Annotated in this window: 12 protein-coding genes; 6 read left to right on the top strand and 6 right to left on the bottom strand. The window is 52.9% G+C overall.

The annotated features are described in order from the left end of the window. Window positions 1-115: 115 nt before the first annotated feature. Window positions 116-1510 (top strand): protoporphyrinogen oxidase, encoded by a 1395-nt coding sequence (gene hemG / locus DACE_RS16250; protein WP_006003123.1) that lies wholly within the window; start codon window positions 116-118, stop codon window positions 1508-1510. Between the two features lie 334 nt (window positions 1511-1844). Here hemG and DACE_RS16245 read toward each other — a convergent pair whose 3' ends face one another. After that, window positions 1845-4088 carry a HAMP domain-containing methyl-accepting chemotaxis protein gene (locus DACE_RS16245; protein ID WP_006003121.1) on the bottom strand — a complete coding sequence of 748 codons (2244 nt, stop codon included), beginning with the start codon at window positions 4086-4088 and terminating at the stop codon, window positions 1845-1847. Between the two features lie 216 nt (window positions 4089-4304). Between DACE_RS16245 and DACE_RS16240 the strand changes: the two genes are divergently transcribed. Continuing rightward, a complete protein-coding gene (locus DACE_RS16240) occupies window positions 4305-5891 on the top strand; it encodes a peptide chain release factor 3 (protein ID WP_006003119.1) in 1587 nt (528 codons plus the stop codon). A 162-nt stretch (window positions 5892-6053) separates the two neighbouring features. Here DACE_RS16240 and DACE_RS16235 read toward each other — a convergent pair whose 3' ends face one another. Beyond that, window positions 6054-7544, bottom strand: a complete 1491-nt coding sequence (locus DACE_RS16235) for a leucyl aminopeptidase (RefSeq protein WP_006003117.1) — start codon at window positions 7542-7544, stop codon at window positions 6054-6056. 177 nt (window positions 7545-7721) lie between these two features. Between DACE_RS16235 and DACE_RS17670 the strand changes: the two genes are divergently transcribed. Further along, on the top strand, window positions 7722-9836 hold the full coding sequence (locus DACE_RS17670) for a sensor histidine kinase (RefSeq protein ID WP_006003115.1): 2115 nt from the start codon (window positions 7722-7724) through the stop codon (window positions 9834-9836). A gap of 1269 nt (window positions 9837-11105) precedes the next feature. Here DACE_RS17670 and DACE_RS16225 read toward each other — a convergent pair. From DACE_RS16225 to DACE_RS16215, 3 genes are read right to left on the bottom strand one after another with little or no spacing between them, the layout of a single operon-like run. Continuing rightward, window positions 11106-11432: a cytochrome c3 family protein gene (locus DACE_RS16225; RefSeq protein WP_040367875.1), complete on the bottom strand. Its 327-nt coding sequence runs from the start codon at window positions 11430-11432 to the stop codon at window positions 11106-11108. Window positions 11433-11434: 2 nt separating this feature from the next. Continuing rightward, window positions 11435-11935 (bottom strand): peptide deformylase, encoded by a 501-nt coding sequence (def, locus tag DACE_RS16220; RefSeq protein WP_006003111.1) that lies wholly within the window; start codon window positions 11933-11935, stop codon window positions 11435-11437. Window position 11936: 1 nt separating this feature from the next. Further along, window positions 11937-12476 (bottom strand): glycine cleavage system transcriptional repressor, encoded by a 540-nt coding sequence (locus DACE_RS16215; protein ID WP_006003109.1) that lies wholly within the window; start codon window positions 12474-12476, stop codon window positions 11937-11939. 149 nt (window positions 12477-12625) lie between these two features. Here DACE_RS16215 and DACE_RS16210 point away from each other — a divergent pair, with 149 nt between their 5' ends. Genes DACE_RS16210 through DACE_RS16200 form a run of 3 tightly spaced genes read left to right on the top strand, consistent with a single transcriptional unit; the run spans window position 12626 to window position 14547 of the window. Then, window positions 12626-13090, top strand: a complete 465-nt coding sequence (locus DACE_RS16210) for a rhodanese-like domain-containing protein (RefSeq protein ID WP_006003107.1) — start codon at window positions 12626-12628, stop codon at window positions 13088-13090. After that, a complete protein-coding gene (locus DACE_RS16205; protein ID WP_006003105.1) occupies window positions 13087-13506 on the top strand; it encodes a MauE/DoxX family redox-associated membrane protein in 420 nt (139 codons plus the stop codon). Before DACE_RS16210 ends, DACE_RS16205 begins: the two co-directional genes overlap by 4 nt. Before the next feature lie 3 nt (window positions 13507-13509). Continuing rightward, window positions 13510-14547, top strand: a complete 1038-nt coding sequence (locus DACE_RS16200) for a KamA family radical SAM protein (RefSeq protein WP_006003103.1) — start codon at window positions 13510-13512, stop codon at window positions 14545-14547. A gap of 85 nt (window positions 14548-14632) precedes the next feature. Here DACE_RS16200 and DACE_RS18375 read toward each other — a convergent pair. Next, on the bottom strand, window positions 14633-15387 hold a 755-nt coding region (locus DACE_RS18375), incomplete at its 5' end, for a hypothetical protein (protein ID WP_050770057.1).

The raw sequence follows: 15387 nt of genomic DNA, 5'->3' as shown, positions 1-15387 counted from the left end.
TATGATCTTTCGGTAGAAAAGAGGGGGCGTTTTCTATGACTCATTCTTTCCACAGAGAACTCACCCTAACCCGCAGACATGATCTTATCTGGCGCATGACAAGGAGCGTTTATCCATGACACGAGTGGCAATTATTGGAGCCGGTGTTTCCGGACTGGCGACAGCCTATGCCCTGGAAAAAGGGGCGCAAGCACAAAATATCGATGTGCAGATTACCGTGATCGAAAAGCAGCCGCGCAGTGGCGGAAAAATCTGGAGCCGCCAAGAAGAGGGTTACCTGTGTGAATGGGGGCCGAATGGTTTTCTCGATAACAAGCCGGCCACCCTCGATTTGTGTAAGGCGCTGGCCATTGACGATACACTGCTGCGCTCCAACGACAATGCCCGCAAACGATTTATTTTCAGTGACAACATGCTCCATCGTCTGCCGGAAAACGGCCCGATGTTTCTTGGTTCCAAGCTGATCAGTTGGCCGGGTAAATTCCGTCTGGCCGGTGAGATGTTTGTGCCAGCCAAGAGGGATGAGCGTGATGAGACGCTGGCCGAATTTGGTCGTCGCCGTCTTGGAGCTGAAGCTCTGGACAAGCTGATTGCTCCCATGGCTGGAGGCATTTTTGCCGGTGATCCGGAGACCATGAGCCTGAAGAGCTGTTTCCCGCGTATTGCCCAGTTGGAACAGGAGTACGGCGGTCTGCTCAAGGCGATGATCAAGCTGGCGCGCAAAAAAAAGGCGGAGCGCAAGGCCGGTAAGCAGGTGGCATCGGCTGCCGGTCCCGGTGGCGTGCTGACCTCATTCAATGGCGGCATTCAAGAGTTGACTGATGCCCTGCAGGAGTCTCTGAGTGCGACGTTGCGGTTTGGGGTGGCGGTTGAGAGCATGGAATATTTTGATAATTATATTCTTGGTCTCAGTGACGGCAGCCAGCTCGATGCCGATGTGGTAATCAGCGCGGCACCCGCCCATGCGTTGTCTGGAATGCTGAAAAAGATGAATGGCGAAGCGGCCAAGCTGCTGAATCAAATTCCTTATGCGCCGATGAATGTGGCCTGCTTTGGTTTTAATCGCGCGGATCTGCAGTGTGACCTGAACGGCTTTGGCTATCTGATTCCGAAAAAAGAGGGTTGCTCCGTTCTCGGTACTTTGTGGGATTCGAGCATCTTTCCGCACCGAGCGCCGAAGGATAAAGTTTTGCTGCGTTCCATGATGGGCGGCGCAACCCGGCCTCAAGCCATTGATTTGACCGATGATCAGGTGCTGGCGCTGGTGCAGGCGGATCTTGAGCGAATCATGGGTATCAAGGCGACACCGGAGATGGTGCGGATATTCCGTCATCAACAGGCGATTCCCCAGTATGTGTCCGGTCATGCGTCACTGGTTGCTCAGATTCGTCAGGAACTGAGCGCCTGCAAAGGGTTCTACTTGACCGGTAATGCTTTTGAGGGGATTGGTCTCAATGATTGCGTGGCCAATGCTAACAAAACGGCTGCTGAAGTGTTGGCGGCTCTTTAAGCAGATAAGCTGAAGAGCAAGATCAACGTCAAGGCCGCGAGGTTCTTCGTCTCGGCGGCCGACATACTTTTGACAAGCCGCTCAAAACTATGCAAAACCGGCTGGGCTTCTTCTGGAATTAGTTCACTCGGAATTGAGTCTGTTATTTGGTTCCCAAGCTCTCCCGTTCAGCAGCACCGAACGCAATGAATGTCAACGCGATGGTTGTCGGCAACCTGTTTGAGCATTGGCGAGTTTTTGCCGCCAATGTGAACGGAGTTCCTCTTCATCCTGAGCAACAAAAAAGGCCCTGCCAAAGCAGGGCCTTTTTCATATCTTAAAAATGAAGACTCAATCAGTATTTACCGAACTCGTCATCATCAAGAGCTATTTTTACCGGCCCACTGGTGCTGGCCCCGCCCCAGACTTCATCGTTGTCCCCAATGTCAATAGTCGCCGCTGCCGCAGCGGGTTGTTGCTGCGGTGGTTGCTCTGCTTGTGGCGGCTGCTCCAACGCGGGCTGGACTTTTGCTGCAGGTGTTTGAGTCGGCATGGAAAAGGCTTCGTCATTAAGGGCAAATGAGGGTGCACTGCCCTGACGCAGAGTAAAACGGCTCAGTAGATGTTGCAGCGTGTCGGCTTGACTGCGCAGCTCTTCAGCGGCTGCTGCTGTTTCCTCGGCGCAGGCGGTGTTTTGTTGGGTCACATCGTCGATCTGCGACACGCCGATGGAGATCTGCGAAATTCCCTGGGCCTGCTCGGTGCTGGCTCGGGCGATCTGAGATGCAAGAGTCGTGGCCTCGGTGACGCCGGTGACAATCTTCTCCAGTGACTCCGCAGTCTTTTTGGCAATTTCGGCACCGGCTTCGGCTTTGGCGACTGAACCTTCAATCAGTTCTGTTGTCTCCTGAGCGGCCTTGGCACTGCGAGCCGCCAGGTTGCGCACTTCTTCGGCGACAACGGCAAATCCTTTGCCGTGTTGTCCGGCGCGTGCTGCTTCTACGGCGGCGTTCAATGCAAGCAGGTTAGTCTGGAAGGCGATCTCGTCGATTACCTTGATGATTTTGGAGATGTTCTGGCTGGCCTCGTTGATGTCAGCCATGGCCTTGTTCATTGACCCCATCTGATCGCGGCCCTGTTCGGCGTTTGTCTGCACCTGTTCGGTCAGCTTGCTGGCATCGTTGGCTGAGTCGGCGTTATGGGTGGTCTGGCTTGACAACTCCTGCAGGGAACTGCTGATCTCTTCGAGAGAGCTGGCTTGCTCGGTGGCACCCTGCGACAGGTCTTGACTGGAGTCAGAGACCTGGCTGGAGCCGGAGTTGATTTGTTCGCCGGCCATCTGCACTTCGAGCATGATGTTGTTCATGTCGTCACCGAGTTTTTTGAGTGCGGTGCGCAGCAGGTCCCGCTCGTCATGGGGGTGAACATCGAAATCAAGATTGCCGGAGGCCAGCCGGTTGAGAGGTTCAACCACTTCTGTATTGAGGCTGTCGGCAAAGCGATCCATGGTTTTGGCCAGTTGGCCGATCTCGTCACCGCGATCAAGGTTGAGGCGAGTGTTGATGTGGCCATTTTCGAGAGCGTCGAGCATTTCAACCGTACGTGTCAACGGAATGGAGATGCCGCGTGAAATGCGGATCGCTAGAATCAGGCCGATAATGACGGCCAGAGCGCTGATGGAAATGAGAATGATATTGGCCTGAGAGAGGCTTTTCTCGCTGCCCTTCTTGATGGCGCTCAGTGCTGCAAGGCATGCTTCCTGAGCATTCATAGCGGAGTTGTGCATCTCTTTGTTGAGTTGTTGCTGCTCAGTCATCTGGTTGGCATGATTCTCGAAATTCTGCTGGTATTTGAGAATCTGTGCTCGCGCCTCCTGAGTCATGGCGATGTTGTCTTCATCGTCAAAACTGTCTTCAAGGCGCTGAGCAAGAATCAGCATGTTTTTTATACTCTTTCGGGCGCGTTCAAGGAATTTTTCGTCCAGAGAGATGATGTGCTCTTTTTCAAACTTACGTGCATTGAGGAACAGCAGGCTGATGGTCTGGGTGTAGCCGAGCTGTTCCATCACATAGGCCAAGTCGTCCTGATAGTCATATTCGTCTTCGTATTGGTCCCGCGAGGCGATGGTGTCTTCCAAGATCTCATTGAGAGCTGTTTCTAGCCCCTTGATCTCTTTAAAGGCGTCATTGGAACTGTCCTTCATCTGTTCCATGCTCTGCTCGCGCAGGCCGCTGATGCGAGCGTAATTGTTGAATGCGGTATAATAACTCTCTGCATCGGTCAGAGCTTGGCTGACTTTGCTTTTGGCTTCTTTGTCTTTCAGCTCGTTACTGAGGGCGACGCCCTGGTTTTTAAGTTGCGCCAGAGCGCTGCGTAACGTTTCGGCATCTTGCTTGTCTGAGGTTAAAGCGAAGCGTTGCTCGTGGATTCGTGCGGTATTGAATTGGGTCAGGATGTCGTTAACGGATTGCACATGGTCCATGTTGACGCTGATGGTGTCCATCCCTGATTTTCCGACTCGGCCGACAATCATGGTCAGAACGAGCAGGCAGATGAACGACAACAACAGCTTGCGGCCGATACGCATCGATTTAAGCATTGAATCCCTCCAGATTAACATTCGGATAAGGTGTTAATGAGCTAGGCTGATGCCTGGATTTTGTCAGTAAAGCGTGCATAACAATGAATAAGGTGTGAAAAAGTTGACCCTCTGCAGTTGTTGGGGTATTTTGCCACGGAATTTCACACGACAATTTCAGAATACTGATTCGTTCTGCTCTTGTAAACAATATCCGGGCGATTTTAAGGTTTAATTATGCAAAAACATTACCAGAAAGAAGTGGATAAACGGCGAACCTTCGGCATTATCAGCCATCCTGATGCCGGTAAGACCACATTGACGGAAAAATTACTGCTTTATGGTGGGGCGATTCAGATGGCTGGTGCCGTCAAAGCACGTAAGGCGTCGCGGCATGCCACCAGTGACTGGATGGCCATGGAGCAGGAGCGTGGTATTTCCGTTACTTCATCGGTAATGAAGTTCAATTATCGCGACTATGAAGTCAATCTGCTCGATACCCCCGGCCACCAGGATTTCTCTGAGGATACCTATCGTGTTTTAACGGCCGTGGACAGTGCGTTGATGGTGATCGACAGTGCCAAAGGGGTTGAGACACAGACGCGCAAGCTGATGGAAGTGTGTCGGATGCGTAATACGCCGATCCTGACCTTTGTCAACAAACTTGACCGTGAGGGTTTGGCACCGTTGGATATTCTCAGCGATATTGAAGAAACTCTGCAGATTGAATGTGCGCCACTGAGCTGGCCCGTCGGCATGGGCAAACGCTTCAAAGGCACTTACAGCTTGTACAAAAAGCAGCTCCACCTGTTTTCGGCCCAGGAGAATGAGCGGGTCAGCCAGGGGATTGTTATTGATGATATCAACGATCCGCAACTGGATGAACTGCTCGGCAGTCAGGCGGAAGAATTGCGCGAAGATATTGAACTGCTCGAAGGGGCGGCCAACCCGTTCAGTCTGGAGGATTATCTCAAGGGGAATCAGACGCCGGTCTTTTTTGGCAGTGCTATCAATAATTTCGGTGTGCAGGAGATGCTGGATGCGTTTGTTGAACTGGCGCCAACGCCGATCCCGCGCCAGACAACAACCCGTGAAGTGTCGCCCTATGAGGAGGAGTTCAGCGGCTTTGTGTTTAAGATTCAAGCCAATATGGACCCGGCTCACCGCGACCGCATCGCATTTATGCGCATCTGCTCCGGTCAGTTCAAGCGCGGCATGAAGTTGCATCATCACCGCATTGGTAAAGATGTGACCATCGCCAATGCCACCATCTTCATGGCTCAGGACCGCAGTCACGTTGAAGAGGCGTATGCCGGGGATATTATCGGGGTGCATAACCACGGGACGATCAAGATCGGTGACACCTTTACCATCAAGGAACCGTTGAAATTTGTCGGTATTCCCAGCTTTGCTCCCGAACACTTTCGTCGTGTTCGCTTGAAGAATCCCCTCAAGACTAAACAGCTTGATAAGGGACTCATTCAGTTGGCTGAAGAGGGTGCAGTGCAGTTGTTTCGGCCACTGCTCGGCAGTGATTATATCCTTGGTGCCGTCGGTGTATTGCAGTTCGATGTGATCATGTCACGTCTGCAGGCCGAGTACAGTGTTGATGCTGTATATGAAAGTGTCGATTATGCGACAGCGCGCTGGGTGACCTGTGACGACAAGAAAAAGATGGAAGAGTTTGAGAAGCAGAATCGCAGTCAGTTGGCCAAGGATGCCGAAGGCAATCTGTCTTTTCTGGCGTCGAGCGAATGGCGGTTGCAGCATACCATTGAGCAATGGCCGGATGTGACGTTCCATAAGACGCGGGAGCATTGCTAGGTTGTTGGCAGGTCGTTCCTGAGTTGGAATGGTCAGCTCCTTGGACGAATCCTGGTGACCTTGACTCTGGTCTTGCTCTTAGCCTGAATGAAATAAAGGCTCTCACGAAACTCAGTATAGACGTTTGTGAGAGCCTCATCCTCAGGCTAAAATATCTTAGGTCTATTCGGCGCAGCGCTTCTTCAAAAACTCCACCAGCGCCCGCACACCAACCCCGGTACCGCCAACAGGCTGCCCCGGCTTCCCCTTCTCTTCCCAAGCGGTTCCGGCAATATCCAGATGCGCCCAACGTTGTTCTTCGGTAAACCGATTGAGGAACGCCGCAGCGGTGATCGTTCCGGCTGGCCGCCCACCGATATTCTTTACATCCGCGACCTGACTCTTGATCTGTTCGCGGTAGCCGTCAAACAATGGCAGCGGCCAGATCGGCTGCCCTGCAGCATCTCCAGCCTCACGCAGAGCGGCGATCAGCGGTTCATCGTTGCCGACAACAGCGCTACTGTGATGGCCGAGAGCAATAATGCATGCCCCGGTCAAGGTTGCCAGATCGATCATCACTTCGGGCTTGTATTGCGCCGCCCAGGTCAAAGCATCGGCCAGGATCAAACGTCCTTCGGCATCGGTATTGAGAATTTCAATGGTTTTACCCGACAACGAGGTGACAATATCTCCCGGACGGGTCGCCCGATCCGACGGCATATTTTCAACCGCCGGAACAACACCAACGACATTGATTGGCAGCTTGAGACGGGCAACCACTGACAACGTGGCCAACACGGCTGCACCACCAGCCATGTCCATCTTCATCATATCCATACCCTCGCCGGGCTTAAGAGAGATGCCGCCACTGTCAAAAGTAACCCCCTTGCCGACTAGAACAACCGGAGCATCCTCGTCATTACCACCGCGGTAATCGAGGCAGATCAGCCGTGGTTCGCAGATGCTGCCCTGCGCAACAGCCAGCAAAGCGCCAAAACCCTGCCGTTTCAATTCTGCCGGACCGAGAATCGTGCATTTCATACCGGTTTGCCCGGCAATCTGCCACGCTTGCTCAGCCAGATAATCTGGTGTTTTGACATTGCTCGGCTCGTTGACCAGATCACGGGCGAACCACACTCCGCGACTGATCTGTTCACGCTGAGCCACGGTAGCCTGCACATCGCCAAGAAGCTCCTCATCAATACCACTAAGGATACAGACAATCTCTTGCGGCTCCGTCTCTTCGGGCTTTTTATAACGCGTATAGCGATAAGCCTCCAGCATCACACCATCAAGCAGGGCATCAGCGACGTCGCCAATACTTTCAGCGGCAAAGGTGTCACACTCAAACAGGTAGCGTGACAGTTTCTTTTTGCGTAACTGGGAAACAGCCAGTGCGCCGGCCTGACGCCAGATGTCAACCGATAACGCTTGCTGCTCACCCAGGCCGATCACAAGCAGCCGGGGAGAGGTGTCACAACCACAATGTAGCAACAGGGTTTGCCCCTTTTTAGCTGCGAATTCACCATCTTCGCGAGCCCGTTGCAAAAGGCGCCCCTCTTGAGTGTCTTCGGCAACCGGCAATGACGACCAGCCTTGTTCCGTCATGGCGACAATACGGCAATCAACCGGCTCATCCCAACATGTCACGGTATGTACAGAAAAATGTGTCATTCTTGATCTCCTTATTGAGACGTTCGACGCAATTGCAACAGCAATTCACCGACTATCATTTATAAGTTCCTAATATTACAAAACAAAAAACAGCTCACCCCAATATCTTTTTATTGCATTTTATCGATTAAATGTTAGGTTGAAAGTTAGCGGATTCCCAATTAACAGGACGAGCTCATGCAAATCTTCGACACCAGCCATTTTCGTAAACGTCTCATCGCTTACGTTGTTTTGAGCCTGCTGTTGATCTGCATCACCATCGGCAGCCTGACGGTTGCTTCGCAATACAGCATACTTAAAGAAAACTGGAAAGCCAATCTTCTTGAACAGGTTGAAAATAAACAACTGATTGTCAAAAGCTATCTGGTCAAAACCATCAGCCTGGCACAACAGATGGCCAGTCGCAGCTTCATCCGTGATCTGCTCGAAGAGTACAAAGAGGGCAGCCTGCCCCTCAACAACTTACGCCATAGCACGGAAAATTTTCTGGCGGATGGTCTGATGTTTATCCCTGAAGCCGTCGGCCTCACCCGCCTGTGCAGCGATGGCAAGATTGCCGCTCAGTTCGGCGTGCAGGTTCCGCAACCGTTACGCACGCATCCCATGTCGGCCAGCCCGGAAAAACCTTATCTGAAACCGGTTGAAATTAACGGTCAGATTCTCCTGGTGGTGAAAACCCCCATCGTTAAAAACAACAACTGGCTCGGCACTGACATTCTCCTGTTTGCACCACCGCTGACCGATCAGGTTTTTTCCGGCACCCTGGCAAGAACGCAAGGCGCGACCTTTTTGTGGCAACGCCAGCCTTCTGTCGAACTGCTGCTGGCACCGGCCAGTTTTGACCGGGATGAACTTAAAGAGATTCGCCGTTGTCCTCAGTTGACTAAATGGATTCACTCCATGACTTCGAGCAGCGGTTTGTTTGAATACAACTCTGACGATGACCATCAGCCGCGGATTGTCACCTATGCCCCCTTGACCGAGATGGATTGGGTCCTCACCACTCTGGTTAATCAAAACAGTTTTTACCACACCCTGTGGATCAAACTGGCACCGGTGATCGCCATTGCCATTGGTCTGACACTGCTTGGCGGTCTGGGCATGTATGTGATGCTGCGCCCCATGACCCGGCAGGTGCTGGTCCATTCTGATGAACTCGAACAGATTAACCGCTCCCTGCATCAGGAGATAGAAGAACGGCAACAGGCCGAGCAGGATCTGATCGCCAATGAACACGAGTGGTCGATTACGTTTGAATCGATCACCGATGCCATCACCATCCTTGACCCACAAGGCAACATCCGCAAACAGAACCTGGCGGCACGCCGCATCAGTAATAGCTATGGTTCGGCTCTGAAAAACAGCTCACAACGTAAAAACTTGGTGCCTGTTGCTGGTGCCCCCTCTCCGCTGTTGGAACAGGCCGTTACCGAACAAAGTGCGGTCCAGCAGGTTTATCACGATGCCGTGACCAACTCATATTTTCGCATCACCATCACACCGTTGATATACGCAGGCGAGATGCTTGGTGCCGTGCAACTGGTACACGACATCACAGAACAGACGCGCAGCGAAAAACTGAAGAGCGAAACTGTTGCCGCAGTCAGTCATGAAATCCGCACCCCGTTGACTGCGATCATGGGGTTTGTCGAATTTATGCAGAACAATGAAACCACGGCAGCGGAACGCCGCAGCTATTTCGTGACAATTCAAAAAGAGATGGAACGGCTTCAGGAATTGATGAACGACTTCCTTGACCTGCAGCGACTCCAGTCATCGCTGGTGCCCTACCTGTTCGGTCCGGTCGATCTGGAGGAGGTGCTTCAGGACACCGTCAATCTGTTTCGCATGGTTTCCGAACACCACCAACTGGTGTTCAACAGTCCCGGTAATATTCCCAAAATTACCGGCGACAGCAAACGACTTCAGCAAGTGTTCAAGAACATTCTGTCCAATGCTGTTAAGTACTCCCCGGATGGCGGAACCGTCACCACATCGTTACGCATCAGTCAAGGGCATGTGTTTGTCTGGATCAAGGATGAGGGGATCGGCATCCCGCCTCAGGATCAGGAAAAAATCTTCAACCGTTTCTATCGGGTGGATGACAGTGATCGCCGTATCCCAGGCGGGCTCGGCCTTGGTCTGACATTGGTTCAGGAGATTGTCAACGCTCATCAGGGGCGTGTTTGGGTGGAGAGTGCCCTGGGCAAAGGCAGTACCTTCTTTGTGGAGTTGCCGATTAACTGTCAGCAGTCGGCGGTGACGGAACAAAAAGGCAGGGGGGAAGGCTAAAGTCTGAATATCAAGACCAAGACCGCCGGGGTTGGTTCCGGCAGCCCGCGTCACATGGGTACCACCATCGCGAACGGATGGTGTTTGCCAGTGCGATCAGTTCCGAATGATGAACCAGCAAAAGTCAAAGTCAAGGTCGCCGGGTTTCGTCCCGGCAGCCGACATACTTTTGACTGGCCGCTCAAAAGTATGCAAAAGCCAGCTTGAACACCTCCTGAACCTAGAGTTACCGACACTGTGTCTGTTTCCGTAACACTTCACCGATTCGGCTCGCCGCCCTTTAGGTCGGCAAATCGTGCAACTCATCATCTTTGGCGTAAAACGTTGATAACATGCTCACGCCGCTCCCTATTTTTTCCGTGGCACCGATTAAACGGGTGGGCAGTGCCCACCCTTGCATAGTCTGTTATTTATCACCCGAGCTCTCCCGTTCAGCAGCACCGAACGCAATGAACGTCAGCGAGTTTTGCCGTCATCGCGAACGGATGAAGTTCGCCAGCGCGATCAGCTCTGAAAGACGAACCACTGAAGAGCAAGGTCAAAGTCAAGGTCGCCGGGTTTCGTCCCGGCAGCCGACATACTTTTGACTGGCCGCTCAAAAGAATGCAAGAACCGGCTGTGAACACCTCCTGGACCTGGATTAATTTACAATGAGTTTGTTTCCGTGATGCTTCACAGGTTCGGCTTGCCTCCCTTTAGCTCGGCAAATCATGCAACGCATCACTTTTGGCGTAAAATGTTGATAACATGCTCACGCCGCTCCCTATTTTTTCCGTGGCACGTGTAAAGCGGGTGGGCAGTGCCCACCCTGTCTGAGGTTGTTATTTAGCAGCCAAGCTCTCCCGTTCAGCAGCGCCGAACGCAAAGAGCGTCGCTGTGATGATCGTCGGCAACCTGTTTGAGCGTCAGCGAGTTTTGCCGACATCACGGCGTAAGCGACTGAAGTGAGGGAACCCGTAGGGAGCAATGATCGGGAGTCGATTTTGCGCCACTTTTGTCGACGCAAAATGTGGCCCGAGGTGTGGGCGCGGAAGCCCACGTCACGTGCGTACTAATATTGCGAACGGATGAAGTTTGCTAGCGCGATTAGCTCCAAATGACGAACCACTGAAGCTCAAGGTTAAAGTCAATGTCAAGATTTCTGGGTTTCATCCTGGTGCCCACGTCATGGTCGTACCACCATCGAGAACAGATGATAGTGGCAGGAACGCCGTAAAGAAGAAAAGGCTGATCCCCCGTTAAGGAGTCAGCCTTTTCTTACTGAGAAATTCATTCACCCAGCCGCGAATAATCCAGCGTTTCAGCGGTCTCTTTTTGCTGATGACAGCCCTGACATTCCGTCGGTCCGGCCTGACGACTTTTATGACAACTGCGGCACAGCATGTGGAAAATCTTGGCGCGACCAAAGGCATTGTTTTTCGGATGACACCGCCGACAGCTTTCCGTTTTGGCGTGATGGCAGGTCTGGCACTCCACGTACATCTTGTGCTCATCGTGATTGAAGCGCACCGTTCCGTGGCTGTTGGTCAGTTCCAGAGCGGCACTTTGCGTCATCCACAGCAGGGCAAGGATCGCGGACCACAGCAAGCGGTTCATGGTCATTGCTTGCGTTTGAAAATATCGGCTTTGGGATTGGACACCCGGTCGAGAAACAGCAGGCCATCGAGGTGGTCGAGTTCGTGCTGAATGGCCACCGCTTCAAACCCTTTGCAGCGCATCACCTGATCTTGTCCTTCCTGATCATAAAATTGGACGACAATCTCCCGTGCCCGCTCGACGTTGCCGGTGTAGTCGGGCACACTCATGCAGCCTTCGCGCATCACCTTACTACCGGTGGATTCAATAATGGTTGGATTGACCATGGTTACCAGACCATGATTGTGCTTTTTCCCCAGCTTGCTGTTGGACACATCGACCACGGCAACACGCTGGCATATGCCGATTTGCGGTGCAGCAATACCCACCGAATGGCCGGAATCGTACATGGTATCGATGAGATCCTGCACCAATGCGGCAGTGTCGGCATGGCCAACTTCAGCTGGTCGACAAACTTCCTTCAAGCGTGGGTCGGGATAGACCAGAACCTCACGTACTGCCATGTTATAACTCCACGGGTGTCACTGTGCGCACCGAGATGTCGACACTGAGTTGTTTTTTCAGTTCAGCCATGATGTCTCTGATGTCATCGCTTGTCATATTTTCCGGCAGCAGAGTTTCGCACATCATCACATAAACGGGACGTTCCGAGGTGCCGACCAGTTTGGTGTTAAGATCGATGATGTTAATGTTGTTGTCGCTGAGCACCTTGGTCACCTGATAGACGATGCCGGGCTTGTCTGAACCGTACACCGAGATCATGCACAGCTCGCCGGGCAACTCGGGACGTTGTTCGCCACCGGGCTTTAAAGTGCGAACGAAGACCGACAACCCTTGTTCTTCCAGTTGGGCAAAGGCGGTAGCGATCTCATCGCGATCGGTAATTGTGGGATGCGAGATGATCAGAATCATGGCGAATTGACCGCCGAGAATGTTGTTACTCGAATCGGCAATATTGCAACCAAGCTGGTAGAGAATTTCAGCAGTGCTGGAAACGATCCCGGGGCGGTCGCGGCCGATAATGGTCAGGGCAAAATGTTGCATGGCTCCTCCAGATATAAAGACAAAATGAAAATATACCATGCTCGTAGCGCTGTGACCATAAAGGAATAGGGTGGTCAAGGCGCAGCGGGTTTGTTACCATTCTCACCGGCTCCTATCATCATTCAAACCTGTTCGGGTGTTGTTCTGCCATGAAAAAATTGTTCAGACAATGTTGCCTGTTAGTGGCCGTGGCCGTGGTCTTAGGATTAATTATTAATATTCGGCACTGGCAGAACTGCACGCAAGAGGCGTGTTTGACACCGCCGGAAGCGGGAGAGTATCTGCCCATTCCGATTGATGCGGTTCAGGTGGTGCAATGGCAGAAACAAAATCATCTGATCGTTGATGCCCGTTCTGTTGAGGCTTATGTCGAAGGGCATCTACCCGCCGCGTTGTCAGTACCCCGTGGTGATCGTCGGGCTCTGTCCAACGTGGTTGATTGCTGTCTGGTGCAGGAGCAGGTGCTGGTCTATTGCAGCGGTGAACACTGTGATGATTCCTTTGTGGTCGGCGAAGAGCTGTTTCGCGCCGGTTTTACCACCATCATGCTCTATGAAGGTGGCTTTGCCGACTGGCAGCAACGTGGTTTTGCTGTAGAACGGGGGATGCCATGAAGCAACCCGTTGTCCTGTTTGTCCGTCTGATCGTTGCCGGGGTCTTTTTTTATGCCGGCAGTCACAAGCTGGTTGATGCTCCTGCCTTTGCTGAAGCGATTGGCCGTTATCAACTGTTACCCGACTGGGGTAACCTGTTGCTGGCCAGTATTTTGCCGACGCTGGAAATTGTTGTGGCCATCGCCTTGTTGCTGCCACGCTGGTGGCGGGCAGCGTCCCTGCTGAGTATTGTCCTCAACAGTATGTTTGCTGTGGCTCTGCTCTCCGCGATGATTCGTGGCTTGAGTATTGATTGTGGCTGTTTTGGCAGCACCGCAGGAATGTGGTCGACACTTGCCGCCGCGTTGTTGCGTGCCACCGGGCTGCTGGGGATGTCCCTTTATCTGTTTTTGTCTGAACAATCCTGCCGGGAGTAATTTATGGAGTTGTGGCAGGAACGTTCCCGAAATTCGATCCTTTGTTCCGATCTGGTTGCACAACGCTTTGGTCTGGATAGTCACGCTCTTGCTCAGGTGGTCGAGCGCTATCCCATGCGCATTACCCCCCATCAGTTTGAACTGATTCGTCAGGCCGATGATCCGTTGGGCTGTCAGGTGATTCCGGATCCGCGTGAATTGCTCGACGACTCGCTACTGGTTGATCCCCTCAATGAGGAACAGTTGTCGCCGGTTCCTCACCTGGTGCATCGTTATCCGTACCGGGTGCTGTTGCTGGTAGCGGGCAGTTGCTTCAGTTATTGCCGGTTCTGCACCCGCAAGCGCAAGGTGGGCTGTTCGTCCATGTCCGTTTCTTTGGGCGATATCCTAAAAGGGATCGATTACATTGCCGAGCATCCTGAGGTCAATGAAGTGATTTTATCGGGCGGTGATCCACTGACCATGTCGGACCGTTTGCTTGACGATGTGCTGGCGCGTCTCAGCCGTATTCCCCATCTGCAGGTGGTGCGCATCGGCAGCCGTGCTCCGGTGGTGATGCCCGAGCGGATCACCGATGCGTTGTGTGCGTTGTTGCGCCGTTATCAGCCGGTGTATTTTCTGACCCATTTCAACCATCCGCGTGAAATTACTGAAGCCACGGTGGAAGCCTGCCAGCGTCTGGTGCGCAGTGGGGTGATCGTGGCCAACCAGACCGTATTGCTGCGAGGTGTCAACGACAACAGCGAGACGTTGTTTAAGCTGTTTCATACCTTGTATCGTCTGCAGATACGCCCCTATTATCTGCACCAGATGGACTTGACCTGCGGCACCAGCCATTTTCGCACCCGTCTTGAGGATGGCATTGCCATCATGGATGATTTGCGCGGACCTTTGTCCGGGCTGGCTGTGCCGAGCTACATTGTTGACTTGCCCGGAGGACACGGCAAGGTGCCGGTGACACCTGACTATGTGCAGCGTCTCGGCGATCATGCCCGCCTGCGTGCTGCGGACGGCACGCTGGTTGATTATCCGCAGTCCTGACCGGTTGCCAGAGTGATAAACGTAAAAAGACGCCTGCGAACAAAGCTCGCAGGCGTCTTTTTTTATTCAGGTTCTGTGTCGAGGTTTATTCGACGGTGACCTTGGCATCCTGGATGATCAGGTCGTACTGGTAACCGTAACCAAAGTCCTGATTCAGATCGAGAATCCCTTTGACCAGAACCGTATCGCCAACGGCAGCTTCGCTGCTGGTGGTGATGGTCAGATCGTTGCTGCCCGCTTCACCGCTACCATCCTGAAGGTGGATCCAGTTGGTTTTCATGATCTTCGGGCTGAATTTAACCACTTTGGCGCGGACTGCAACCTCTTTGGTGGCCAGGGCATCTTTCTGGGCATAGATCTCGGCAACAGTATAACCATTTTCAGGCTTGGTCAGACCGGAGAAGTCCATATCCATCGGCGCGGTCATCGGTTTTTGGTGACCCATAGCTGCAGCATCACCCATGGCCTCGCCGGGATTGAGCGGAGCATCCTGACCGGCAACCAGCACGTTGCTGACAAAGTAAACGACGTCAAAATCGCGGTTCAGTGTATTGCTATGATAATTGGGCATGGCCATGCCTTGGGGGATAACCACTTTATCACCAACCTTGACCGGGAATTCAGGCGCTGCTGCCCAGATCTCTTCGGTGTCGGTTTTTACTTTGATGTAGGTGTAGCCAGCGGTGTTCATGGTTTCGAGCACGCTGCCTGACATTTGTTGTGCGGCGGCGTCAGTTGCATGATCGTGTCCAGCCTCACCATGTGCAGGGGGGGCGGGTTCAGCCGGAGCTGCGGCTTGATCGTTGGAGTCCTTGCAGGCCGCTAATCCAAAAGTCAGCA

This window comes from Desulfuromonas acetoxidans DSM 684 (assembly GCF_000167355.1).
Classification (GTDB): Bacteria; Desulfobacterota; Desulfuromonadia; order Desulfuromonadales; family Desulfuromonadaceae; genus Desulfuromonas; species Desulfuromonas acetoxidans.
The sequence above is the reverse complement of the archived record's forward strand: the minus strand, read 5'-3'. Positions and strand labels throughout refer to the sequence as shown.